Here is a 24,162-nt window from a genome sequence, read left to right on the forward strand (position 1 = left end):
AAAGTCTAAATGAATAACTGAAGGAGGGATTCTCTCTCCATCAGAAGTTATTGTTTCCTTACCGTGTCTGTGGCTTCCATGATGCACCAAGTCTGATCATGAGGTATAATCACTGAGGCAGGGCGATTGACGACTCCTCCTTGGGACCCGGCCTTACGCCGGAGAAACCTCTTAGAAAGTCTGTCTGTCCATTCGGTGGTGATTTATGGTTTGGCTGGTTGGGAAGCCTCAGGCTATACCTGTATAAGCCGCTAGGTTGTGTATCCGCCTTATGGAAATGGATGCCTGCCGGAAAGGATTTTTATCATGCATTACAAAAGATTACTTTCATTGATTGACAGCGTTTCTTCTTACCTCTCTGTCGGCCTTGATGTTGGCGCCGATTTTACCTGGATGTCGATTGCTCTCCCCAATGGTTCTTTTATAGGGAAGCCTTTTAAGATCATCCATTCTGATCCCAGGTCCAGAGATCTCGCTGTCACAAAAATAAAGGAAGCGCAAGAGACGTATTCTCTCAAAAGCCGCTGCTTCCTTGAGTCTACCGGGATCTACCACATCCCGCTCCTGTGCTTCCTTCGTGATAAGGGTTTTGACTGCTCCGTCATTAATCCTATCATCACTAAGAATAGCACAAACATCAACATAAGGAAACTGCATAATGATAAATTCGATTCAAAAAAGGCTGCCCTTGTTGGCCTGAATGTTTCTCTCAAGACTTCCATCCTCCCGGATGATTCTGTTGTCGATCTGCGAAACCTGGTCCGTGATTATTATTATTTCAAGGACCTCCAGTCTGCTGTCGCCCTGAAGCTCACTGCGGAACTGAAAGTATCTTTTCCCGCTTACGCTAAGGTCTTCAGCAAAGTCACCACACAGTCTTCCTTAAAGCTGTTAAGCTCTTATCCTCTTCCTGAGGACATGCTTGCCGCCTCCAAAGAGGACATTGTGGATATCATCCGCAGTACCGCACGTTTTGGCGAAGCTTATGCCCTGCGTAAGTATGACGCCATCATCTCTGCCGCGCAGGATGCCGCTGTTTTCGGCAGGGCTCTTCCTAGCAATGCTGTCCGCATCCGTCTTTATATCGACACTTACCAGGAATACCAGAAGCATCTGGACGCGCTCCTGAAAGCACTTCATGAGACGGTAGAGAAACTGCAGGATACCTTGATCTACGACCAGATCTGCCTTCTGCAGTCCCTGTACGGGATCGGATTCTTAAGTGCAGTCGTCCTGGTCGCAGAGATGGGGGATTTTAAACTTTTTTCTTCCCCGAAAAAGCTTTACGCCTACTTTGGGCTTGACCCCGCTGTCAAACAGTCCGGAAAGCTCAATGGCGATAAAGTACATATGTCCAAGCGTGGCTCCAGCCTTGCCAGACGGGTTCTTCATATGGCCGCGCTCAATAACGTAAAGGTTGCTAAAGGAAGCGGCACACCTGTGAATCCTGTAGTTTACGACTACTTCACCCGGAAGTGTTCCTGCAAGAAAAAGCCGGTAGCAATGGGCGCTGTCATGCATAAGATCTGCAACATCATCTTTGCCATGCTCCGGGATAACAAACCTTTTGAGATCATCACTCCGGAAGAACACTGCAGACGCTTTGCTGCAGAGCATCCCGATAAGATCAGGAAAGCTGCATAATCAACACAGCATTCTGAATATTTAGTTTCTGACCAGTCCTATATTGGAGAATGGTCTGTTAAGGTTACCCTTTTTTGCTCTATTGTAATAAATTTAATCTTTTTCATATCACCTCTTGACATTTCTTAGCTGGACTTTCCATATATTTCCAGATTTTTCTGGGTTTCGTAAAGTCTGCAGTAGGCGCCTTTCTGCTTCATCAGTTCCTCGTGGGTTCCTGCCTCCCGGATCTCCCCCTGGTCCAGAAGGTAAATCCTGTCAGAAGCCGCCACATTGGACAGTCTGTGGGAGATAAGAAGGACAGTTCTGGTCTTGGCCAGTTCCCGGATCACTTCCATGATCAGATCCTCGCTTTCTGCATCTATGTTTGAAGTAGCTTCGTCAAAGATATATACCGGGGTGTCATGGAGAAGAGCTCTGGCAAGGGCCAGTCTCTGACGCTGGCCTCCGGACAGATTGGCTCCCTGTTCCAGAAGTTTTGTCTCAAGTCCCTCCTGAGCATCTAAAAATCCCAGCAGATTCACTCTGGAGAGCACACTCCTCATTTCTTCCACTTCAGCCTCAGGCTTTGCCATCTGCAGATTCTCTGCCACTGTTCCCTTAAAAAGGTAACTGTTATGCCGTACAAGGGTTATGTGGTCCATCAGTTCCCTTTCCTGGATTTGGGCCAGGGGCTTTTCTCCTATATGGATTTCTCCCTGATAGCCCTGAAGCTTTCCGGTAAGCAGACCGGCAATGGTACTTTTCCCACAGCCGGACTCTCCTACCAGAGACACAAAGGAACCTTGGGGAATAACCAGGCTGACCCCTTTCAGGATTTCTCTGTCCTCTTCGTAAGAAAACCGTATATTTTGCAGTTCTATATCAAAGTTCTCCGGAGACATTTTCTCTTCTCCCTTTTCTGGTTCCTCCAGATCCAGGAGATGAAAAATCTTGTCACTGGCTGTCATACCGTTCATGGCAATGTGGAAAAAGGATCCCAGAAGCCGCAGGGGAATAAAAAACTCTGAAGCCAGAAGAATAATGGCAAGGGTCCCGGAAAATTCCAGTCTTCCTACAAGAAATTCGCTGACAGCCACGATCATCCCCACTGCCGCGCCACCGTAAGCTACAATGTCCATAACGCTGGTAGAATTTAGCTGCATAGTCAGGACCTTCATGGTTATCCGTCTGAATTCCTGAGCTTCCTGGTCCATCTCCTCTGCTTTCTGCTCATCTGCCTGATAGATTTTCAAAGTAGTCAGGCCCTGGAGGTTTTCCAGGAAGCTGTCTCCAAGACCTGTATAAACACCCCAGTATCTGCTCAGCAGTTTTTTTGCAAATTTCTGTACTGCTACAATGGATATGGGAATCAAAGGCACACAGATCAGTAATACCAGGCTGGCCTTAAGGTTTACAAAAGATAAAATCAAAAAAAGAGTCAGAGGTGCCAGAAGGCTGTAAAAAAGCTGGGGAAGGTATTTTCCAAAATATATTTCCAGTTGTTCTACGCCTTCGGTGCTTAGCTGAACCACCTCTGAAGTAGATGTTTTCTCTTTATAAGAAGCTCCCAGCCTCAGGAGTTTTTCATAGATTTTCTTCCGCAGGATCCTCTTTACATCTACGCTGGCTTCATAAGAAGCCCTGGCCGCCATCCGCTCACAGAGAAACCGGACTGCCACAGCCAGAACAAGGAGGAAAACTGTCCTTCCCAGGGACAGTTCTCCCAGGGCCTGGGGCAGATTTTCGGCATCCACCACTTTACCCAAAAGCTCTGCAATGGAGAACACTGCAAGGATCTGAGCCAGAAGTGCGATCCACTGCCAGAGAATGTTATATACTATATATTTTTTTGCGTGAGACAGCAGTCTCACCAGTCTTGTCTTGATCATAAATATTCAGCCTCGTTTTTCTGCGGGAGATCAGGCAGATACACCTTCTCCCTCTCTTACTGTTTTAACTCTGAGGAAGAAGTACAGCAGATGGCATACCCATACCACCGCCAGACAGATCCTTCCTACAGGAACATTGCTCATCATGAGAAATCCTGCCGCCATTACCAAGGTAACCGTTCCCACAATGGTCAGTTTTGTTTTCATAGTCATAGCCTTCTTCTGTACAAAAGATTCCAGATGTTTCTTATACAGACTGGTCCCAATGAACCAGTCGTGAAGTTTTCTGGAGCTTTTGGCAAAACAGAAAACTGTAGCCATATAAAAAGGTACTGTAGGGAGAATAGGGAGGACCACTCCCACAGTTCCCAGACCCAGGCATATAAAACCAAGTATCATCCAAAATAGCTTTAATGGATTTTTCTTCATATTTTTCCTTTCTACCTTGTTAGAGTTTCTTCCTTAAAACTTCTAAATGGTTAGTTATATTTAACTTATAGTCTTAAAAAAAGCGCGGCTTCATAAATGAGTTAGCTGCGTCTACCTTGTATTTATATACCATATTCCCATTATCTTTGTCAATATTTTTCTGCCTCACTTGTGATTTCATCAATCATAATACACAGGATAAAGTCTGTTTTTTCCCCATAAACGATTCCAACATCGTGCTGCACTTCGGAAGTTTTTCTCTCTCCCTCCTTTCCATCTCTCTTCTCTGGAATTCCCGGTCCTGCTGTCTTTTCTTCCTTCTCTCAGAGTCTTCCATTTAAATCTCCCCGTTTCGATTTTTTAAAAAGCCTGCTGTTTTAAGTCCCCCTCTTAAAACAACAGGCTTCATAATCATGTGTACAGATTACTCCGCACCTTATGTTATGGTATTATGCCAGCATCATTCTGTCATTTGCAAATTCTCCGCCGCTGACTTCTTCAAATTTAGCCAGCAGGTCGGATACATGTAATTTCTTCTTCTCTTCTCCCGCTACATCATAGATCACTTTCCCTTCGTGCATCATGATCAGACGGTTTCCGTGGGCAATGGCATCCTTCATATTATGGGTTACCATCATAGCTGTAAGACTGTGTTCCTGAATGATCTTATCAGAAATCTCCAGTACTTTCGCTGCGGTCTTTGGATCAAGAGCCGCTGTGTGCTCATCCAAAAGAAGAAGCTTTGGTTTTTTAAGTGAAGCCATCAGCAGGGTAATGGCCTGCCTCTGTCCTCCGGAAAGCAGTCCCACCTTTGTGGTAAGACGCTCCTCCAGTCCCAGATCCAGTTCTCTTAATTGTTCTTTATAGAACTCTCTCTCTTTTCTGGAAATACTCCAGCGGAATCCTCTGCGCTCTCCTCTTCTGGCGGCAATAGCCATGTTTTCCTCAATGGACATGGTAGAGGCAGTTCCTGTCATAGGGTCCTGGAAAACTCTTCCCAGATAAACGGCTCTCTTATGTTCCGACAGCCGGGTAATGTCCACTCCGTCTACGATTATTTTTCCCTGGTCGATGGGCCAGACCCCGGCAATGGCGTTCAGGGTCGTAGATTTCCCCGCCCCGTTTCCACCGATAATAGTCACGAAATCCCCGGGATTCAGATTCAGATTTACTCCGTCCAGAGCTACTTTTTCATTAATGGTTCCTATGTTAAAGGTCTTGTGAAGATCTTTGATTTCCAGCATATATCCCATTATTTTGCCATCCTCCTTCTTACCAGATATTTTCCTTTGAGATAAGGTGCCGCCAGGAAACAGGTCACGACTACTGCTGAAAACAGTTTCATGTAGTCAGAGTCGATTCCCAGCCACATTACCAGAGCATAGGCAATGTAATATAAGATAGCTCCCACGAAAACGGATGCCAGCGTATAGGCAAAGGCAATTTTCTTTCCTGCACAGAGCTTTCCGAAGATGACCTCACTGATGATCACGGCGGCCAGGCCGATAACAATAGCGCCACGGCCTGCATTTACATCTGCAGCTCCCTGATACTGAGCATATACGCCTCCGCACAGACCTACCAGGCCGTTGGAGATCATCAGGGCGATAACTTTGCAGAAATTTGTATTGATGCCCTGGGCGCTTGCCATCTGAGGATTACATCCTGTGGCACGGATAGAAGCTCCAAGCTCTGTTCCGAAAAGCCAATATACAATAGCCACAAGGACAAGGCATCCCACGATCAGGCCGATGAAAAACAGATAACTATTATCAGATGTAACATAACGGGCAGAAGCTACCAGGCCTTTCTGTCCGATTCCCATACTCTGATTGGCCTTTCCCATGATTCCCAGATTTACAGAATAAAGAGAAATCTGGGTCAGAATACTGGCCAGGATCCCCGGGATTCCCAGGGCTGTGTGAAGAAAGCCTGTTACAAAGCCTGCGGCCATTCCTGCCAGGAAGGCAAAGATCAGAGACAGGGCAGGGTGCATGCCTCCCTGTATCAGCATTACCGCCACGGCTCCTCCTGTAGCCAGTGAACCATCTACCGTCAGATCTGCAAAATCCAGGATCCGGAAGGTGATGTATACCCCCAAAGCCATAATTCCCCAAATAAGTCCCTGGGCCGCATTACCCGGGAGAGACCGCACCAGAGCCATCGGGTCCAGTGCCATCAGCATTGTCATAGTCATGTCATTTATTCCTTTCCAGTGTATTTTTATGTTTTATCAATCTATCACATTTTTCAATACAGCAACAGAGGCCGCCGCATTAAACAAAATGTAAAAGTTTAATGCGGCGGCTCCCTGTCTGTTCTCAGACAGTCCGCTGCCTGCTTTAGCCGGCTGCGGCATATGAAAAACAATTTATTATTCTGTCTCGATAGCTTCGTAATCTTCCGGAATGGTAATTCCTAATTCTTCACAAATTGTAGGATTATACATTTTGGTTACTTCCGGAGCAGTCTGAATTTCCATAGTAGAAATATCCTCGCCTTCTGCCAAAACCTGATAAGCCATTTCGCCAGCTGTGTATCCGATATCATAGTAGCTGATTGACAGAGTAGCAATTCCACATCCGGAACAGATTCCCTGCTCTCCTGCGATTACAGGAATCTTTGCAGGCATACATACGTTATTTACAATCTGTGTATTGGATGCCATAGTATTGTCTGTAGGAATATAGATCGCATCGCAGGTTTCAATGGCGCTGGTCACTACTGTCTGGATTTCATTGGAGTCGGCTGCAGTATATTCTTCGTATTCAATTCCGTCTTCTTCCAGAGCTTCCTCAAAAAGCTGTGCCTGGTACTGGGAATTAGGTTCTGCAGAACAGTAAAGAATTCCTACTTTCTTGGTATCCGGCAGCAGCTCTAACAGCATATCCTCCTGCTGGTCGATAGGGGCCAGGTCGCTGGTTCCGGAAACATTTACTCCGGTAGCTCCCGTCCAGTCATCAATGCCAAGAGCTGTAGCATAGTCTGTAATAGAAGTTCCCAGGATAGGGATATCTGCCGTTGCCTGGGCTGCTGTCTGTAAAGGCAGCGTAGCGTTTGCCAGGATCAGATCTACATCTGCAGATACAAAGTTATTAATAATGGTAGAACACATAGCCTGCTCGCCCTGAGCATTCTGCTGATCAAATTCTACATTTCCTTCCCCGAAAAGTTCTGTACAGGCATCCATAAATCCCTGGGTAGCCTGATCCAGCGCATCGTGTTCCATCTGCTGGCAGATACCTATAGTATAAGTTTCGCCGCTTCCTGATGACTCAGAAGACGCGCTTTCCTCTGTACCGCTGCTCTCTGAGCCGGAATCAGAACTTCCTCCGCAGGCAGTCATTGCCATACCCATGGTCGCTGCCATCATGATCGCCAATATTTTCTTCAACTTCATTTTCATTTCCTCCCTGTTGCTTTATCACGAAAAACCGTTACGCTTTACTGCGCAAAAGTTCTAATGGTGCTATTATACACCCCAGGGCTATATTCGTCAACTTGAAATATATTTTTATACGATCTCGTCCAGCCAGATTCCCTGGATCTTCTGGATCTTATCTAAATCTGTTCTCATCTCTTCCGGCATATCCGACCACAGAGTCTCTGCTTCTTCGCAGCCAAACAGCCAGGCAGTTAAATCTCCGATATCTGCCTTCAATGTCCACAGCCTCTGGGCTGCCTGCAGCTCCTCCTGGCCTCCGCCCATGCTCAGACTGCTTCCATTTTCATCCAGGCTCCAGAGAAAGCTTCCTTCGTTTTCAGGAATCAGCTTGTCCTCTATTTCCAGCCGAAGAGTAAGAACCCCTGATTCCTTAAGACTAAAAACAGGGAGAAATTCTCTTACAGATGTGATCCTTCCCATAATTCCCTGGTTTTCTTCTTCCCGGACATGCCATTTTTCCTCTGCATACAGAAGTACATGTTTTTTCTCCTGGTCTTCTGCAAAGGCCTGAAGGCCCTGGATCTCTCCGCTGCTGTCCCTGAGGAAATACAGCTCTCTCTTTTCACTTTCCAATTCTTTTTTCATTCGACGTACATAGGCTTCGTCACGGCAGGTATAGACCTGGCTTCTCTTTGAAAGCCACTGTTCCATATATGCTCCGGCAGCCTCACAGTCTTCCCGGCTCTCTGACACCGGGATCTGCTCCAGCTTCTCCCTAGCATCAGAGACCATCTGCAGCTTCTGTCTTTTCCAGATAAACCGGAAATCAAAAGGACGGTAAATGGCCTCTGCCGCAGGCATCAGGAAAGTAAAAGGCCTCCCTTCCAGGTTCATGTCTCTTAACGCCCGGGTCAGCACCTCTCTCATATATCCCTTGCCTCTTTGGCTCTCTTCTGTGGCAACTGCCACGATATAGTCGGCCATCCCCGATTTCTCTCCTATATGGACTTTATAAGGATTTCTGTGAAGCATGGAGACGATCCTTCCCTCTTCTTTTTTCACCAGAATACGGTTGTCCCTGGTCTTCTCCTGATAATAAAAGTCCAGATAAGCATCTGTATCTTCCGGAAAACAGGATTTCCAGAGAGGAATCGTCTCTTTCTTTTCTTCCTGGGGAAGATATTCCGGCAGGTTTTCTGAAGCGGTATTCTCGATTTCTTCCGCCCATTTATAAGATTTTTGTCCGTCCAGAAGCTGTTCTACCAGATATTTTCTTGCAAAGTCTGCCGGATTATAGGACATCTTGGCCTTTCTCAGTCCCTCCAGTCCCATATCGTCTTCCCGGTTCACCCACTGGACCTCCGGGAATTCATGGAGCAGGAACATCTGATTAATAGCCTGATAAAGTCCCGGGATTTCCGGGTTGGCTTTTTCAATATGGATCACCGCCATATCCTCGATCTTGTTGTAGCTTCCCACAGAGAAGGCCTCTAACTGTCCATCTACATAAATTCCTCCCATGTGGATGTTCAGCTCACAGCAGTTTCTCAGAATGTCGTGGATTCCCCGGACTTCATAGTCTAAATGCTCCTCCTGGTCCTCGCCTTTCTGGATCCTCCAGCGGTCCAGGAATTTCCACATGTCATCTTTGTCATCGCATCCCAGAGTCCTGTATTCAAATCTTCCCTCATACTGGCGGAGAAATACATTCAGCCGGTTCTTTTTCTTATGAAGTTTCTTCCCTGAGAGTTTCCGCAGAGGCTCTCCAAGATACAGATAGTCTCTGGAATCCTCCTGCTCTTTTACAAAGTATTTCTCTTCCGGCAGGTTCAGATATTTTACCGCATACTCATCTGCCAGGTTGATCACAAGAGGATAACCCAGTTCCTCATTAAAATACTGCTCAATGGCATGGAATGCGTCCGGCAGGTCCTCCTCTTTACAGAGAGGCATGGCAGAAAAACATTTCCCGTTGTATTCCATAAGCCACAGCAATGCCCTGTTTTCCCAGATTGCATAACGGACATTATAAAATTCTTTCCAGATAAAGCTCTCCAGAAAAACACTGTCGCAGGTGTTGTTTTTACGCATGTTATAATAGGGCATCATCAGAGGACTGTCCTCCACAGTGATTTCCTTAAATTCTAAATTCACGATTTTGTCTCCTTATATTTTCTTTTATCCGGCCCGAAACTGGCCATTTTTGGTCCATATTAGTATATCATATTCTGGACATTTTTCAAGGAGCTGCCGCGGCAGCTCCTCTCTAGTTTTCTCAGAATATATGGAACTGTACTACCAGTGCTGCAAATACAATGGATACCATGGATAGAAGTTTGATAAGGATGTTAATGGAGGGTCCTGAGGTATCTTTGAAGGGATCTCCCACCGTATCTCCAACCACCGCTGCTTTATGCGCCTCGCTTCCTTTTCCTCCGTGGGCGCCGCCCTCGATATATTTTTTAGCATTGTCCCAGGCGCCCCCGGCATTTGCCATGAAAACCGCCATGAGAAAGCCTGTAGCCGTAGATCCGGCCAAAAGGCCGATGACCCCGTTATAACCCAGGATCAGGCCGGTGACCACCGGAGTAACAATAGCCAGCAAAGTAGGAAGGATCATTTCCCGAAGACTGGCCCTGGTACAGATATCCACACAGGTTTCATAATCCGCCTCTGCCTTTCCTTCCATCAGGCCTTTGATCTCTTTAAACTGCCTTCTTACTTCTATTACGATACTCTGAGCCGCCCGGCCTACAGAGGACATGGTAAGGGCCGCAAAGACAAAGGGCAGGCAGGCCCCGATAAAGATGCCGCACAGAACAGTAGGATTCATAATACTCATATCCAGCTCCACAGATGCCCCTCCTACTTCCTGTACCTTCTCCACATAAGAAGCGATCAGGGCCAGAGCTGTCAGAGCAGCAGAACCGATGGCAAAGCCTTTTCCTGTGGCGGCTGTGGTATTTCCCAGAGAATCCAGGGCGTCTGTCCTTACCCGTACCTCCGGATCAAGTCCTGCCATCTCTGCAATTCCTCCTGCATTGTCTGCTATAGGGCCGTAGGCATCTGTGGCAAGGGTAATTCCCAGAGTAGACAACATCCCAACTGCAGAAAGGGCAATCCCATACAAACCTCTGGTAGCTTCGATAAAACCTCCGGAACATACATAGGCTGCCATTACGCAGATGACCACGATCAAAATTGGAAGAGCTGTAGAAAGCATACCCAGACTCAGCCCTCCGATAATAATGGTGGCCGAACCGGTGGCTGATTTATCTGCCAGATTCTGGGTAGGCTTATACGTATCTGAGGTAAAATATTCTGTAAAAAATCCGATCAGCACTCCTGCCAGAAGGCCAGCCAGAATGGCCAGATAAAAACCGATAAATTCTCTTCCAAGAACCAGCCATACTAAAGGAAAGGCCACTACTGCTATTAAAATAGCGCTGGTATTGGTCCCTCTCCGCAGGGCTCCGAGAAGAGTGCTCTGCTTGGTACTTTCTCCGGTCTTCACCAGAAGGCTTCCGATGATAGAAGCCAGAACTCCCACTGCCGCCAGGACCATAGGAATTACCACTGCGTTTACACGATCCACAGACTCGATTTTATTGAAAGCGATAACTCCCAGGGCACAGGCAGAAAGAATGGAGCCTACATAGGACTCATAAAGATCTGCACCCATTCCAGCCACATCTCCTACGTTATCTCCTACATTGTCTGCGATTACCGCAGGATTTCTAGGGTCATCCTCAGGGATCCCAGCCTCCACTTTTCCTACCAGGTCCGCTCCTACATCGGCTGCTTTGGTGTAAATCCCTCCTCCCACACGGGCGAAAAGAGCCATACTGGAAGCTCCCATTCCGAAGGTGAGCATGGTGCTGGTAATATCCTCTATGGGAAGTTTAAAAACCAGGCGGAGCAGAAGGTACCAGATGGAAATATCCAGAAGTCCCAGTCCCACCACTGTAAACCCCATGACAGATCCTGCGGAAAAAGCTACGTTCAGTCCTTTGTTCAGCCCCTGCTGGCAGGCAGCCGCTGTCCGGGCATTGGCCCTGGTAGCGATCTGCATTCCCACAAAGCCGGAAAGACCGGAGAAGAATCCCCCGGTAATAAAGGCAAAAGGCACAAACCAGGTAAGATAGCCAAAAGCCGCCATAGCAAAAAGTATGACGAACATACCTGCGAAAAAGCAGATCAGTATCCGGTACTGCCTCCTGAGGTAAGCCATCGCCCCATGGTGAATAGAAGATGATATTTTCTGCATCTGCTCATTTCCCTGGGGAAATTTCAGCACTCTCGCTGCCCGGCTGGCCCCAAAAGCCAGGGCCAGGATAGAACCGAACAAAGTAAGTAACGCTAATTGGTTGTCCATAAAAAACCCCCTTTCAAGATACTATAACTATGTGCCATTTGTTTATATTATACTTCGTATTCTAAAAAAAGAACAGTATTTTCTGTAAATAATAAGGTAGCGATATCGTTTTCATTATATTTGGGATACTTTACAGAACAGGTATATTTTTTTACATAGATTTGAAATATTTTATATAGAAATCCCCCGCCATCTATAGTACCATTACTATGAAGGAGGAAAACAAATTATGAAATTCAAACTGAATGCTTTAGAGAAAAAATGGATCTTGTATGATGTGGGAAATTCTGCATTTACCCTTTTAGTTTCTACCATCATGCCGATCTATTTCAATTATCTGGCAGGAAATGCCGGAGTATCCGACGTAGATTATCTGGCTTACTGGGGCTACGCCGTATCGGTATCTACCGTGATTGTAGCCATACTGGGACCTGTGCTGGGAACATTTTCTGATTTCCCCGGCTGGAAGAAAAAAATCTTCCTGACCGTCCTGCTTATCGGCGCCCTGGGGTGTGTGTTCCTGGGATTCACCTCATCCTGGCTCTGGTTCCTGCTGGTATTTGTCATCGCCAAATCCGCCTATTCCCTGAGTCTTGTTGTCTATGATTCCATGCTTACGGATATTACAGACAAAGACCGGATGGACGAGGTATCCTCCCACGGCTATGCCTGGGGCTATATCGGAAGCTGCATACCTTTTATCATCAGCCTGCTTCTGGTATTGTTCTATGAAAATCTTGGCATTTCCATGGAGCTGGCTATGGGCGGCGCCTTTCTTCTCACCGCCATATGGTGGGTGTGTATGGCCCTGCCTCTGACTACCTCTTACAGGCAGAAAAACTTTACCCCTGTGACCAAAAGTCCTGTCTCCTCAGGTCTGAAACGTCTGGCCAGGATTTTTTCTGAGCTGAAAGAGAAAAAGAAAATCCTCTTTTTCCTGATCGCCTTTTTCTTCTTTATTGACGGGGTTTACACCATTATCGATATGGCCACCGCCTATGGAACCGCTCTCGGCCTGGATACCACAGGACTCCTTCTGGCTCTTTTGCTGACCCAGATCGTGGCTTTTCCCGCAGCACTGACCTTTGGAAGACTGTCCAGAAAAGCTCCGGCCTCCAGGCTGATCCTGATCTGTATCGGAGCCTATTTCTGTATTTCTCTTTATGGGATCATTCTCTCCAAACAGTATCAGTTCTGGATCCTGGCCGTATGCGTGGGAATTTTCCAGGGAGCTATCCAGTCTCTGTCCCGCTCCTACTTTGCCCAGATCATCCCGGAAGACAAATCCGGGGAATATTTCGGTATTTACGATATCTGCGGCAAAGGGGCATCCTTTATGGGAACCATGCTGGTATCCCTGGTAAGCCAGGTCTCCGGAAGCGTGAATCTGGGCGTGGGTGCACTTTCGGTAATGTTTCTTATCGGATTTCTGATCTTTATAAAAGCAGACAAAATCTAAAAAAATCATAAAAATCTGATAAAATTTTCCTGTTGACATTCTGCTTTTTTGAGATATAATGATAGCGAATTGAGAAAAGCCAATGCGAAGAACAGGACAAGACTTCCCAGGCAGTTATGTTTTCAGAGAGTCTCCGGGCGGTGTGAGGAGACAGCATAGCCAGGGCGGCTATCACCTGTGAGCAGTCAGGGTGAACGTGAAATCAGTAACCCGGACCGGAATTCCTCCGTTATAGGGAAACCTGTTAATTCAGCAGAAACTGAACGACGGGACTGAGAGACCGGTAAATCCGGTAATTAGAAGTGGTAACGCGGAGATCATATCATTCGTCTTCTGACAGAGCAATCTGTCAGGAGGCGTTTTTTTATTTCTGCAGGCAATAGGCCAGGCTTCCTGTACAGGAACTTTCAGGCAGATGGACAGCGCCTGGGACGCTATTTGGCTTGGATCAGAAAATAAGCAAAGGAGACATGAAATTATGAACACACTTGTAATCGTACTCATCGCCGCCGTATGTCTGATCGCAGCTTATGCTTTATATGGACGCTGGCTGGCGAAAAAATGGGGCATCGACCCCAAAGCAAAGACTCCGGCTGTCCTTCATAATGACGGACAGGACTATGTGCCTACAGACGGCTGGACCGTATTTGCCCACCAGTTTTCTTCCATCGCAGGAGCAGGCCCTGTTACGGGAGCTATCCAGGCCGCTGCCTTCGGCTGGCTGCCGGTCCTTCTGTGGATCATCCTGGGCGGTATCTTCTTCGGGGCTGTCACAGACTTCGGGGCCCTTTACGCCAGTGTAAAAAACGATGGAAAATCCATGGGACTTCTCATTGAGAAATACATAGGCAAGACGGGCCGTAAACTGTTCCTGGGATTCTGCTGGCTGTTTACCCTCATCGTTATGGCTGCCTTCGCAGATATGGTGGCAGATACATTCAACGCCTACGTGGTAACAGACGGCGTGCAGACCCTCTCTGAAAACGCCACTGTAAACGGCGCTGCCGGAAGTATTTCCCTGTTCTTCATCCTCTTTGCCGCAGTCTTCGGACTGGTACAGAAAAAGATGAAGTTTACCGGCTGGAAAGAAGTGGTCCTGGGATTGGTTTTTACGGTACTGGCTTTTGTATGCGGAATGAACCTTCCTGTGATCCTTGGCAAGGAAATGTGGATCTATATTGCTTTTATCTATATTTTCCTGGCAGCTGTACTTCCTATGTGGTTCCTTATGCAGCCAAGAGATTATATGTCCACCTTTATGTTTATCGGCATGATCGCAGGGGCGGTCCTTGGACTGATCTTTGCGCATCCTTCCATGAACCTTCCTGCTTTTACAGGATTCCAGAATGAAAACCTGGGAACTCTTTTCCCCATTCTGTTTGTGACCGTTGCCTGCGGCGCCGTATCTGGATTCCACAGCCTGGTATCCTCCGGCACCTCCTCAAAAACGATTTCCAATGAAAAGGATATGCTGAAGGTAGGCTACGGCGCCATGGTACTGGAAAGTCTTCTGGCTGTCATCGCCCTGTGTGTGGCAGGAGCCGCCGCCAGCGCAGACGGAACCGCCGCAGTGGGAACCCCCTTCCAGATCTTCTCCTCAGGAGTTGCAGGTTTCCTGGAAATGTTCCACATTCCTGTATTTGTGGCCCAGAGCTTTATGACCATGTGCGTATCCGCCCTGGCTTTCACTACCCTGGATTCCGTGGCACGTATCGGACGTATGTCTTTCCAGGAGCTGTTCAGTGTGGATGACATGGAACATGCCAAAGGCTGGAGAAAAGTCCTGTGCAACAAATATTTTGCCACTCTGATCACACTGGCATTCGGCTATATCCTGACACAGGTAGGCTACTCCAATATCTGGCCTCTCTTCGGAAGCGCCAACCAGCTCCTCAGCGCTCTGGTACTGATCACCCTCTGCGTATTCCTGAAAGTCACAGGCCGGGAACTGCGGACTCTGGTACCTCCTTTCGTGATCATGCTGGTGGTAACCTTTACTGCTTTGGTGCAGAGATTTATCGCTCTGGTCAATGCCTTTACAGCAGGAACGGGAGTATTTATGGTAGAAGGCCTCCAGCTTATAATCGCCGTGCTTCTGATGATCCTGGGCGTGACTATTGTAGTGACCTCCGGAAAGGAACTTCTGAAGAAAAAGGCAGCTGCCTGATCTTGGAAGTGATTCCTGTATAATTTACAAATTTTCAGCCTCTTTCATATAGTTCCTGCGGATTTCCTCCGGCACCAGGCTTCCTCCTGTTGCCCACAGGACATGAACGGCTCTGTCCATGGAGTCTTCAAGATGATTTTTTCTCAGATATGCTTCAAACTCCGGACTTCCCCAGATTCCCACAGGACCCTGAAATCCTGCGCAGGCACTGGGTTCCAGGAAGATATTCTGGGTATCCAGCAGATCTTTCATATAGCGGTACAGCTTTTCATCTTCCACAGTTACAGCTCCGCTTAAAAGAGGCTCCATAACTTTTCCCACAAAGGCGGAGGGCCGTCCTACGGCCAGTCCGTCTGCCTGGGTCTTTCCGGTAAGGCCCACATCTTCTACAGATATCCGGTCATGAAGCCCTGTAGACATTCCCAGAAGCATACAGGGAGCCTGGACAGGCTCTGCAAAAAAGCAGTGTACATGATCTCCGTAAATTTCTTTCAGGCCGAAAGTGATGCCTCCCGGCGCCCCGCCTACACCGCAGGGTATATAAACAAACAGAGGATGCTCCTGATCCACGGCTATGCCGGCTTCCTGAAGCTGATCTGCGATTCTTTTTCCCGCAGTAGCATATCCTAAAAACAGATCTTTTGAATTTTCATCATCCACAAAATAACTTTTCTCATCCCGGGCGGAAAGCTTTCTTCCCTGTTCCACGGCTTTTCCATAGTCTGACCGGTATTCCCGGACATCTACCCCATAGCTTCTCAGCAGATCTTTTTTCCACTGTTTTGCATCTGCGGACATATGTATGATCACCTTATATCCCAGAACAGCACTGATAATGCCGATGCTCAGTCCCAGATTTCCTGTAGATCCCACCTGAATGGTATAGTCTTTGAAAAATCTCTTTTTCTCCGGGTCACCCAAATGTTCATATCCCTCTCCCGGCTTCAGGAGTCCATGGGCTAAGGCCAGGTCTTCCGTGTGCTTCAGCACCTCGTAGATACCCCCTCTGGCTTTCACAGAACCTGCAATAGCCAGACGGTTGTCTTCTTTAAGGAACAGTCTGCCGCGGCACTTTTTCCCGTATTTTTCTTCCATCCGCTTTTTCATATAAGGGATTTCCGTAAGAGGGGACTCAATAAGTCCATTCCGCTCTCTGGTCTCCGGAAAATATTTCATGAGCAGAGGTGCAAACCGTTCCAGTCTTTTCCTGGCCTCTTCAATGTCCTCCTCTGTCAGAGGAAGATTCTCAGAGGCTTCCTGGAAAGGAATCTTCCCCGGGTTGATCCACAGGACTTCTTTTCCCTTTTTTATTTTCTCCAGCAAGGAATTGTCCTTAATCTGCATTTCCAAGTTTTCCATTCTTTTTCCTCCAGGCAATATGGGACATAATACGGCAGCTTTTCTGAAAGAAAGCTACTCCATAGGACAGCACTGTTTTAAATCCCGATGCCTCTATCTTTTTTCTATACTGCCTTTCCTGTATCTGTACCAGTGCTCTTTCGCATCCTCTCTCCAGTTCACTTTCCTTTCTGGAAACCTTTACCTCCAAAACTGCCGCCCGGCGTTTTACTTTGTCCTTTATTACCAGATCCGGTCTGCCCAGTCCGCTTTCATGGTTGGATTCTACTACATAACCAGCCCCGGAAAATAAGCCTGCCAGAAAGGCATGGTAAAAGCTTTCTGCATAGTCATGATAGCTTATGGTATCAAAAAGTAAATCCGAGATAAGCTCTGTCAGCTTTTCTGAATCCCCTTTCCACAATGCTTCGAAAAGTTCTTTTCTGTCACTATACATATTTTTTTCCTGCAGCCAGTTCAGCACGCTTTTTCTAAAAATATCCTGGATTTCCGCATTGGGAATCTTTAAGGTGATTTTATTTCTTTCCTGGGGCAGCTCTTCCTGTGTTTCCTCTTTCACCTTGGTAAGATAGCCGGTAAGATACAGCAGGCTCCAGAGATTTTCTTCTGTAGAAGTCAAAAAGTCATAGCTCACATTTTCATTGACAGATTCCCGGATGGCTTCGCCGTTCAGCAGCTTTTCAAATTTTTCTGTCACATCAAAATCCCTGCGTTTCAGGAACAATTCTATGATTTTATTGTCACTGGTATGCTCCCAAAAATTTTCCGGTTTTTTCACACCCTCTGTAAGAACCCTCTGCACATAATTCAGCACATCCCAGGGACAGTAGATTTCTATATTTCCGAATATATAGCCGTCATACCATTTGCGGACTGTTTCCTGACAGTCCTGGCATCCGGCTTCTTTTAAAAATTCAGCAACCTCCGGTCTAGTAAATCCAAAAAACTCGTCATAACGTATATCTGAAATCGTATCTGTTGTAAAGTTATTCGTTCCCGTAAAAATACTTTCCTTTGCAATGCGAAGGCATCCCGTGACCACGGCAAATCTCAAAGACTCATTGTCCTTCAATGCCGTACTCATCATTGTCTTGATCACTTCCAGCATCTTTTCATAATATCCATTGCTGCTGGCCTTTGCCATAGGTACATCATACTCGTCCAGAAGGAGTATCACTGGTTTTTTATAATATTCCTTCATCATTCTCATAAGGACAAGAAGGGAGCTCTGCACATCTGTAAAAGTCCCTGTCTGTTCCTTTAATCTGGTAAAAATCTGTTTGTATGCAGGGTTTACCCTGCTGCTCTCTTCCAGATACTGATGCTCTATGCAAATCTGAGAAAGAGTAAATTTCAGCAGCCCCATAGCATTTTCAAAAGTACTTCCGTCTACATCTTTAAAAGAGAGAAACAAAGTAGGCCACTGATTCATCCATTTCCGGCATAGTTCCTGATTCTGAGAAATCTTTAGGCCAGAAAATAAATATCTGCTGTCTTTTCGTATATCCAAAAAATTGTCCAGCATACTCATTCCCAAAGTTTTCCCGAAACGTCTGGGACGGGTAATCAGTGTTACTTCTGTTGCGTCTGTTTTCAGCAGTTCTTCTATCAGACCACTTTTATCCATATAGTAATAGCCGTTTTCCCGGATTTTTCTAAAATCAGACACGCCTACCGGAATCTTCAACTGTTTCAGCATACTACTCCTCCTTTCTATGCTAATCATAACACATATAGGAATTTCCTTACAGACAAATTTTCCCCAGACAAATACTTTACTCTTTCAAAAGTTTTCTCAATATCTCAGCAAACTCTTCAATGTAATAACTGGCATTCTCCTTCACCCAGAAAAGGCAGTAGTTCCGCTTTAACTGTTGTCCTTGCTCCATGACAGGCAGCCGTTTTACGCCTGTTCCGCAGGGAGGAAGAGTCCCTACCCTTTCAACAGGCAGAAATCCCCGGTTTCCTGCCACCATCAAACGGCCCTCCTCCAGATTTTCCGCAAATAAAAAACGTCCTCCAAAGCCCAGGGTATTTTTATAATAATCTTCTTCTATATTCTGCTGTTCTCTGGAAGATATCAGGATACAGGCCTGGCGCTTCAGTTCTTCCATAGTGACCGATTCCTGTTCCGCCAAAGGACTGCGGACAGAAAGTTCCGCATAGCAGCTGCATTTCAAAAGCTGAAAATTGGCATATTTATCGGAAAAAGCTCTCCTCTGATCTGTAAGGACCAGGTCGGCCCCGCCAAAGCGGAGAAGGTCATAGAGTTCCTCATGGGTCCCATTTACGATATGAATGGAAACCTCCGGATAAAGCCTGGAAAATTCTGCCACTGCCTGATGAAGCTCCTGGCCGCTGTAGCACCGCAGATATCCGATCTTAAGCTCCATCTCCTTATCCTTCCCTATGCGGAAAGTTTCTCTGAGGATATCCTCTACTTCATTCAGGATTCCCTTACTTTGTTCATAAAAATATTCTCCCGCTGGAGTAAGGGTAAACCTTCGGTTTTCTCTGTGTATCAGCTCTACTCCCAGTTCCTTCTCCAGAGACCGTATCTGCTGAGAAATGGCTGACTGGGAAATGTAGCACTGCTCCGCCGCCTCTGTAAAGCTGTTGCATTCCACCACGGAAATAAAATATTTCATCTGTCTGAACAGCAAAAAATCACCTGTCCTTTCCCCTATATCTTTTCATGATAAAGAACAAGTCCCCCTTTTCTCCTGTGTCCTGTATCCCACAGGCCTTTCAGGTCAACCCAGAAATATTTCCCATAAGTTACGATCTTTACCATACATTTATCTGCCTGTTTTTCATATCCCACAAGGAGAAACCAATGCCATTCAAACATATCATAGTCTGGATTTCTGTGACGGAGGGTGAGGCAGGGCACAGGGAATCCCTTGTCGATCTGCCCTATAACCGCCTTCTCTGCTATCTCCACAGGTTCTTCTCCGGACAGAGGCTCCATTTGGATGTCTCTGCAGCCCTGGTCTGCCAAAAATTGGCCATATCCTTCCATATAAATATCTAAGGTGTCAATACCGGACCACCTGGGACGGAGATAAGGTTTCATCTTCATTCCAAATTGCATATATTCTGTTTTTGTGATTTTCTGCCTGTCAAAAGGATACAGGTCTGTTCCTTTGTACAAGTCAAAGAAAATACAGCTGTCACATGCTGTGACAGCTGCACATCCTCCCAGGCGCATCATCCGGTCTGAAAACCATTCCTGACTGCCTCCCCAGGCCTCTTCTATTTTAAAATATTGAAGTTCTTTCTTCATGCAGCTGTCCTTTCAGGAATATTAAAAATATACTTTTCATATTTTATCATATTCTCAGACAGTTGTCACAGAAAACTCTTTCTTTCCCAAGTTCCTTTCTCTCATGATTTTTCCGGCTTTAATGGCCCGTAAAAGTAAGACGCCGTTGCTCCGCCGTCGACGAGAAAATCCGCTCCTGTAATGAAGGATCCTTTCTCACTCATAAGCAGCTCTGCCACATTTGCCACTTCATCTGCAGTTCCGGGACGTCCTGCCGGGCATTTAGCAAACATATTTTTGTAGAAATCTCCTCTTGGACCGTTAAACTCATCTATAGCAAGAGGCGTCACTATGATTCCCGGAGAAATGGAATTTATCCTTGCACCCTTTTCTCCCCATTTTACAGATTCTGCCATCACACGTTTCTCATTGCATCTCTTTGCCAGCTGATAAGCATGAAGAGTATCCCGGATATTCTCCGGCTGAAGGACTGCCAGATCCAGCAGTTCTTCTGTTGGGGTACAGGCCAGCAACTCATCTTCTTCAGGTGTAAGGGCAGGCATCCGATGTCCGGACTGGCTGGAAATGGTCACTCCCACACCCCCTTCTTTGATTACCTTTCCCACTTCTTCCAGCAGCACAGCAGTACCGTACAAATCCACCTTCAGAATGGCTTCCACAGGAGCCTGACTGGGAGATACTCCGGCAGCATTTACCAGCATGGCAATATCTCCATATTCCTGAGCCTTTGCTATAAGTCTTTTTATGGACTCTCTGGAAGAAAGGTCCATTTCCACAGCCTCTGTATCAAATCCTGCATCCTTCATGATCTTTGCAATAGTCTGGGCGTTTTCCGGCTTCTTGTCCCCGATAAGGATTTTCATTCCATGGCCCATTCTCCTTGCAATAGCCATACCGATCTGACCTGCTCCTGTTAAAATCATTACCTCTTTTTTCATGATAACCCTCTCCTGTCTCAAAATACTTTCAGATAATATGTTCTCCTCTGTACCAGCTTCTATTTTATGCTCATTTACCAATTTATCAATTTCATTTTCCGGCGTTATAGATAAGTAAAACTTATCTGAACTATTACACTTTAAGAATGGCTTTTTACCCTAAACCATAGACAATGCTCTCATTTCCGAGAGCAGTATTCATGGGTTCCAATGATAAAAATAATGACCAGAGTAATCCCTTCTGCCGCTGCTGCAGAGGCCCACACCCATGTTTCTCCCAGCAGAACCAGTACCAGGAATATGGCTGCGGCCTTAACAAGGATTCCCCTGCTTACAGCGATAATATTGGATTTCCATGTCTGTTTCGTTGAATAATAGTAAGCGGTAAAGATCAGATTCACTGCCATAAACACAAAGGATATAGCAAATATCGGCAGCGCACCGGAGGCCATCTCTACCAGCTCAGGTTCACTGTTGAAGAGTCTCACAACCGGAATACGGAAGAGAGCAAGAATCCCGTAAATCACCACAGATGCCCCCAGATTAATCTTCATTCCTGTCCGGAAATCTGTTTTCAGCTCCTCTTTGTCATTTTTACCAAAAGCCTGCCCCCATAAAGGCTGAAGTCCCTAGGCCACGCCGGATAGAACCCCATTTGCCAGAGAATAGATAAAACTCAGTACACTGAAAGTCGCCACACCCATATCCCCCAGCGTACCAGCCAGTACCCAGTTATAGCAGAATGCAGTGACAGGCGTATTCAACTGGGAAAAGCACTCTGGCACACCACGGTTGCATATTTTTTTAACTAATGCAAAGGAATGTGTAAATTTACCGATTCGCAGGTCTCCTTTTTTCCGGATAAAGTGACTGATCAGGATTACAAAAGAAAGGACCTGGCCCAGTCCGGAGGCGACTGCTGCTCCCATGATCCCCATCTTCATAGGGAAAATAAAAAGCCAGTCCAAAAAAATATTTGCCACAGCCCCTGCGCACATTCCCCCAAATGCCAGGCCCGGAGCGCCGTCATTGCGGACAAAAATGGCAAGACAGTTACTCAGAAGGAAAGGAATTGCAAATGCCGTGTAAAAAATAAATACTCTTTTGCCAGAGGAAGTACCCTTTCGCTGCTTCCGCACAATCGTGCAATCTGCTCCGAAAACGTCATTCCTATGATCAAAAGCAGGATAGAAAGCAGGAAAGTCAGCACCAGGGCAGTCATAAACGCATCGTTCGCCCCTTTCTTATCTCCCCGGCCCAGACGGATGGCAATCACCGTCGAACCTCCCATGGCGAATAAAGTAGAAATGGCTACTAATGCAGTGATAAAGGGTACTGTAATATTAACTGCAGCCAGAGCCAGGGCTCCCACTCCCTGTCCTACGAAAATCCCGTCCACAATATTATACAGATAGGTAACGCACAGTCCGCCTGCCGATGGAAGTATGTAATATAAAATCTGTTTGCTTCTTGAGTTCATAATGGTCCCTCCTGGTAAAATCATGTGCATTCAATATACGCTGTATAGTTACTTGACAGTCAAGTATGTAGAAGCATAAATTCCGTTGACTTTGAAAATCACTGGTGTTACAATAAAAAGCGCTTGTCAGAGGACTTGCAATCAATAAGATTGTTGAAGTGGGATAAGACCATTACTGGTTTTGTTCCACTTTTTTCATTGGATTTTAATGTTCCAGTGTACTTAGTTCCTCTGCAGAAAAGTAGAAAGGAAGGAAAATCATGGAAGAAAATATCAGCAGCAAAATGAATCATTCGGTAAAGCGTCTTGTGTTTTTGTGTCTGGGACTTATTATCATGGCCTTTGGAGTCGCCTTTTCTATTAAGGCCGGATTGGGTACTTCTCCCATTTCCAGTGTCCCTTATGTAACCTCTGAAATTTCCGGACTGTCAGTGGGAACAACTACTATTATCATGAATTTTATTTTTGTTCTAATGCAGATAGCAATTTTGCGGAAACAGTATGACTGGTTTCAGCTTTTACAATTTCCGGCAGCTATTCTATTTGGAACAGCAATTGACTTAGCCCAGCGTATCATACATCCAATTATGTGTTCCAGTTATTTTCAGCAATGGATATTCTGTATTTTAGGAACTTTTCTAATAGCATTCGGGGTCAGTCTGGAGGTGAATGCTGATTTGGTCACCACGCCTGGTGAAGGCGTAGTCCTTTCCATTTGTAAAATAACACCCATTAAATTTGGAAATATGAAAATGATATTTGACATCATTTTAGTCTGCATTTCTATTGTTTTATCATTTCTGTTTCTCGGTGAACTAAGTGGGGTAAGAGAAGGAACTATAGCTGCAGCTGTTTTTGTAGGGCAGATAACAAAGCAGACAAATAAACTGTTCCATTGACAATCTCAGTACAACACTGTATATATACCAGACAGTTTTTGAAAGGATCTTTTAATGAAAAAACAGGAAAAAGACAATTATCTGACCATCAGTGAGTTTTCCCGCATCTCTGAAATCAAAAGAAAAGCTTTGATTTTTTACGACAATACCGGGGTTTTTTCACCAAAATATACTGCCCCTAACGGTTACCGTTATTACACCCATGATCAGATTTATGTGATTGCTGTAGTTAATCTTTTAAAGGAACTGGGTATGCCATTATCTGAAATTAAAGAATATACAGCGAATATCTCTCCGGAAAATGCAATCTCTCTCTTAAAAGAGCAGGAAAGGAATTTAGTCAGTAAAATTGAGGAGCTCCAGTCCATTCAGGATATGCTTGGAATGAAACTGCAGAAACTGGAAGAAGGTGTTTCTGCCAGGGTTGACGGAGTTCAGATACAATACTTCAAAAAAGTTCCCATTTTCATCAGCGATCCTTTCCTGGCAGACCGTAAATCTATTCCTGATGATATATGGCTGAATTTTTATACAAAGTGTAAGCAAAATCATGTTTCTTTTGGCTATCCGGAAGGATATCTCATATAAGGAGAAACGCTTTCAAGTGGACATATATCGAAGGTTTCCAATATTATGGTTTATGTCAATGATATCCGGTATGCAAACAATATGATTTCTGAAGGATATTATGCAACTGCTTTTGGAAAGGGCGGGCTGGAAAATACAGAAGAAATATATGACCGTATATTTACCTTCATAAAAGAAAAAGATTGCCGCATTATAGGGGATGCCTATGAGGAACGTCTCATTGATGAAGTAGGCAGTTCACAAAAAGAGGGGCAGCTTACAAGAGTACGGATTCGTATAGAA

General features: G+C 45.8%; 20 protein-coding genes, 1 pseudogene and 1 other annotated feature. Of the genes and pseudogenes, 5 read left to right on the plus strand and 16 right to left on the minus strand.

The genetic code is table 11. The features are described from left to right. The first annotated feature begins 306 nt into the window (after positions 1-306). Positions 307-1,644: an IS110 family transposase gene (locus tag B5G00_RS16070; RefSeq protein ID WP_087274670.1), complete on the plus strand. Its 1,338-nt coding sequence runs from the start codon at positions 307-309 to the stop codon at positions 1,642-1,644. A gap of 125 nt (positions 1,645-1,769) precedes the next feature. Here the strand turns inward: B5G00_RS16070 and B5G00_RS16075 are convergent, their stop codons facing one another. The 8 genes and pseudogenes from B5G00_RS16075 to B5G00_RS16105 all read right to left on the minus strand — a co-directional run bounded on the left by B5G00_RS16075 (position 1,770) and on the right by B5G00_RS16105 (position 11,704). Then, positions 1,770-3,515, minus strand: coding sequence for an ABC transporter ATP-binding protein/permease (locus B5G00_RS16075; protein WP_087274589.1), 1,746 nt, complete (start codon positions 3,513-3,515; stop codon positions 1,770-1,772). A gap of 30 nt (positions 3,516-3,545) precedes the next feature. Continuing rightward, positions 3,546-3,944: a YbaN family protein gene (locus B5G00_RS16080; protein WP_087274591.1), complete on the minus strand. Its 399-nt coding sequence runs from the start codon at positions 3,942-3,944 to the stop codon at positions 3,546-3,548. Positions 3,945-4,393: 449 nt separating this feature from the next. Next, positions 4,394-5,188, minus strand: coding sequence for an ABC transporter ATP-binding protein (locus tag B5G00_RS16085; RefSeq protein ID WP_191386038.1), 795 nt, complete (start codon positions 5,186-5,188; stop codon positions 4,394-4,396). Positions 5,189-5,196: 8 nt separating this feature from the next. Next, positions 5,197-6,135, minus strand: coding sequence for an ABC transporter permease (locus B5G00_RS16090; protein ID WP_087274672.1), 939 nt, complete (start codon positions 6,133-6,135; stop codon positions 5,197-5,199). Positions 6,136-6,318: 183 nt separating this feature from the next. Further along, a complete protein-coding gene (locus B5G00_RS16095; protein WP_087274595.1) occupies positions 6,319-7,344 on the minus strand; it encodes an ABC transporter substrate-binding protein in 1,026 nt (341 codons plus the stop codon). A 114-nt stretch (positions 7,345-7,458) separates the two neighbouring features. Next, positions 7,459-8,121 (minus strand): sterol carrier protein domain-containing protein, encoded by a 663-nt coding sequence (locus B5G00_RS19990; RefSeq protein WP_442856359.1) that lies wholly within the window; start codon positions 8,119-8,121, stop codon positions 7,459-7,461. Between the two features lie 36 nt (positions 8,122-8,157). Continuing rightward, positions 8,158-9,438, minus strand: a pseudogene (locus B5G00_RS19875) (GNAT family N-acetyltransferase); the annotation flags it as partial. A 166-nt stretch (positions 9,439-9,604) separates the two neighbouring features. Continuing rightward, positions 9,605-11,704 carry a sodium-translocating pyrophosphatase gene (locus B5G00_RS16105; protein WP_087274599.1) on the minus strand — a complete coding sequence of 700 codons (2,100 nt, stop codon included), beginning with the start codon at positions 11,702-11,704 and terminating at the stop codon, positions 9,605-9,607. 229 nt (positions 11,705-11,933) lie between these two features. Here B5G00_RS16105 and B5G00_RS16110 point away from each other — a divergent pair, with 229 nt between their 5' ends. Next, entirely contained in the window at positions 11,934-13,163 is a 1,230-nt protein-coding gene (locus B5G00_RS16110; RefSeq protein WP_087274601.1) for an MFS transporter, read from the plus strand. A gap of 78 nt (positions 13,164-13,241) precedes the next feature. Then, positions 13,242-13,500: a binding site (T-box leader), on the plus strand. Between the two features lie 141 nt (positions 13,501-13,641). Next, positions 13,642-15,330, plus strand: coding sequence for a carbon starvation CstA family protein (locus tag B5G00_RS16115; protein ID WP_087274605.1), 1,689 nt, complete (start codon positions 13,642-13,644; stop codon positions 15,328-15,330). Positions 15,331-15,354: 24 nt separating this feature from the next. Here B5G00_RS16115 and B5G00_RS16120 read toward each other — a convergent pair whose 3' ends face one another. The 8 genes from B5G00_RS16120 to B5G00_RS19410 form a co-directional block, all read right to left on the minus strand. Next, positions 15,355-16,689, minus strand: a complete 1,335-nt coding sequence (locus tag B5G00_RS16120) for a D-serine ammonia-lyase (protein WP_087274607.1) — start codon at positions 16,687-16,689, stop codon at positions 15,355-15,357. After that, on the minus strand, positions 16,664-18,388 hold the full coding sequence (locus tag B5G00_RS16125) for an AAA family ATPase (protein ID WP_242971391.1): 1,725 nt from the start codon (positions 18,386-18,388) through the stop codon (positions 16,664-16,666). The genes B5G00_RS16120 and B5G00_RS16125 overlap by 26 nt, the downstream gene beginning before the upstream one ends. A 76-nt stretch (positions 18,389-18,464) precedes the next feature. Beyond that, positions 18,465-19,352 carry a LysR family transcriptional regulator gene (locus tag B5G00_RS16130; RefSeq protein ID WP_087274608.1) on the minus strand — a complete coding sequence of 296 codons (888 nt, stop codon included), beginning with the start codon at positions 19,350-19,352 and terminating at the stop codon, positions 18,465-18,467. Positions 19,353-19,372: 20 nt separating this feature from the next. After that, positions 19,373-19,975 carry a hypothetical protein gene (locus B5G00_RS16135; RefSeq protein WP_087274611.1) on the minus strand — a complete coding sequence of 201 codons (603 nt, stop codon included), beginning with the start codon at positions 19,973-19,975 and terminating at the stop codon, positions 19,373-19,375. Between the two features lie 101 nt (positions 19,976-20,076). Then, positions 20,077-20,913 carry an SDR family oxidoreductase gene (locus B5G00_RS16140; protein WP_087274614.1) on the minus strand — a complete coding sequence of 279 codons (837 nt, stop codon included), beginning with the start codon at positions 20,911-20,913 and terminating at the stop codon, positions 20,077-20,079. A gap of 179 nt (positions 20,914-21,092) precedes the next feature. Beyond that, positions 21,093-21,491, minus strand: coding sequence for an MATE family efflux transporter (locus B5G00_RS19400; RefSeq protein ID WP_242971397.1), 399 nt, complete (start codon positions 21,489-21,491; stop codon positions 21,093-21,095). A gap of 51 nt (positions 21,492-21,542) precedes the next feature. Continuing rightward, positions 21,543-21,896 (minus strand): hypothetical protein, encoded by a 354-nt coding sequence (locus B5G00_RS19405; protein WP_442856357.1) that lies wholly within the window; start codon positions 21,894-21,896, stop codon positions 21,543-21,545. A 74-nt stretch (positions 21,897-21,970) separates the two neighbouring features. Continuing rightward, positions 21,971-22,393: an MATE family efflux transporter gene (locus B5G00_RS19410; protein WP_242971393.1), complete on the minus strand. Its 423-nt coding sequence runs from the start codon at positions 22,391-22,393 to the stop codon at positions 21,971-21,973. A 260-nt stretch (positions 22,394-22,653) separates the two neighbouring features. On the opposite strand from B5G00_RS19410, the gene B5G00_RS16150 reads away from it, so the two are divergent. Together B5G00_RS16150 and B5G00_RS16155 are read left to right on the plus strand one after the other, a co-directional pair. Further along, positions 22,654-23,292 carry a YczE/YyaS/YitT family protein gene (locus B5G00_RS16150; protein ID WP_087274616.1) on the plus strand — a complete coding sequence of 213 codons (639 nt, stop codon included), beginning with the start codon at positions 22,654-22,656 and terminating at the stop codon, positions 23,290-23,292. Between the two features lie 54 nt (positions 23,293-23,346). Further along, a complete protein-coding gene (locus B5G00_RS16155) occupies positions 23,347-23,880 on the plus strand; it encodes a MerR family transcriptional regulator (RefSeq protein ID WP_087274618.1) in 534 nt (177 codons plus the stop codon). Positions 23,881-24,162: the final 282 nt, after the last annotated feature.

Source organism: Blautia sp. An46 (assembly GCF_002161645.1).
Classification (GTDB): Bacteria; Bacillota; Clostridia; order Lachnospirales; family Lachnospiraceae; genus Blautia; species Blautia ornithocaccae.

Bases quoted from the DNA above. Each gene is read 5' to 3' on its own strand.
- B5G00_RS16070 (WP_087274670.1), top strand. From the start codon at position 307: ATGCATTACAAAAGATTACTTTCATTGATTGACAGCGTTTCTTCTTAC.
- B5G00_RS16075 (WP_087274589.1), bottom strand. From the start codon at position 3,515: ATGATCAAGACAAGACTGGTGAGACTGCTGTCTCACGCAAAAAAATAT.
- B5G00_RS16080 (WP_087274591.1), bottom strand. From the start codon at position 3,944: ATGAAGAAAAATCCATTAAAGCTATTTTGGATGATACTTGGTTTTATA.
- B5G00_RS16085 (WP_191386038.1), bottom strand. From the start codon at position 5,188: ATGCTGGAAATCAAAGATCTTCACAAGACCTTTAACATAGGAACCATT.
- B5G00_RS16090 (WP_087274672.1), bottom strand. From the start codon at position 6,135: ATGACAATGCTGATGGCACTGGACCCGATGGCTCTGGTGCGGTCTCTC.
- B5G00_RS16095 (WP_087274595.1), bottom strand. From the start codon at position 7,344: ATGAAGTTGAAGAAAATATTGGCGATCATGATGGCAGCGACCATGGGT.
- B5G00_RS19990 (WP_442856359.1), bottom strand. From the start codon at position 8,121: ATGGTCTCTGATGCTAGGGAGAAGCTGGAGCAGATCCCGGTGTCAGAG.
- B5G00_RS16105 (WP_087274599.1), bottom strand. From the start codon at position 11,704: ATGGACAACCAATTAGCGTTACTTACTTTGTTCGGTTCTATCCTGGCC.
- B5G00_RS16110 (WP_087274601.1), top strand. From the start codon at position 11,934: ATGAAATTCAAACTGAATGCTTTAGAGAAAAAATGGATCTTGTATGAT.
- B5G00_RS16115 (WP_087274605.1), top strand. From the start codon at position 13,642: ATGAACACACTTGTAATCGTACTCATCGCCGCCGTATGTCTGATCGCA.
- B5G00_RS16120 (WP_087274607.1), bottom strand. From the start codon at position 16,689: ATGGAAAACTTGGAAATGCAGATTAAGGACAATTCCTTGCTGGAGAAA.
- B5G00_RS16125 (WP_242971391.1), bottom strand. From the start codon at position 18,388: ATGCTGAAACAGTTGAAGATTCCGGTAGGCGTGTCTGATTTTAGAAAA.
- B5G00_RS16135 (WP_087274611.1), bottom strand. From the start codon at position 19,975: ATGAAGAAAGAACTTCAATATTTTAAAATAGAAGAGGCCTGGGGAGGC.
- B5G00_RS16140 (WP_087274614.1), bottom strand. From the start codon at position 20,913: ATGAAAAAAGAGGTAATGATTTTAACAGGAGCAGGTCAGATCGGTATG.
- B5G00_RS19410 (WP_242971393.1), bottom strand. From the start codon at position 22,393: ATGAACTCAAGAAGCAAACAGATTTTATATTACATACTTCCATCGGCA.
- B5G00_RS16150 (WP_087274616.1), top strand. From the start codon at position 22,654: ATGGAAGAAAATATCAGCAGCAAAATGAATCATTCGGTAAAGCGTCTT.
- B5G00_RS16155 (WP_087274618.1), top strand. From the start codon at position 23,347: ATGAAAAAACAGGAAAAAGACAATTATCTGACCATCAGTGAGTTTTCC.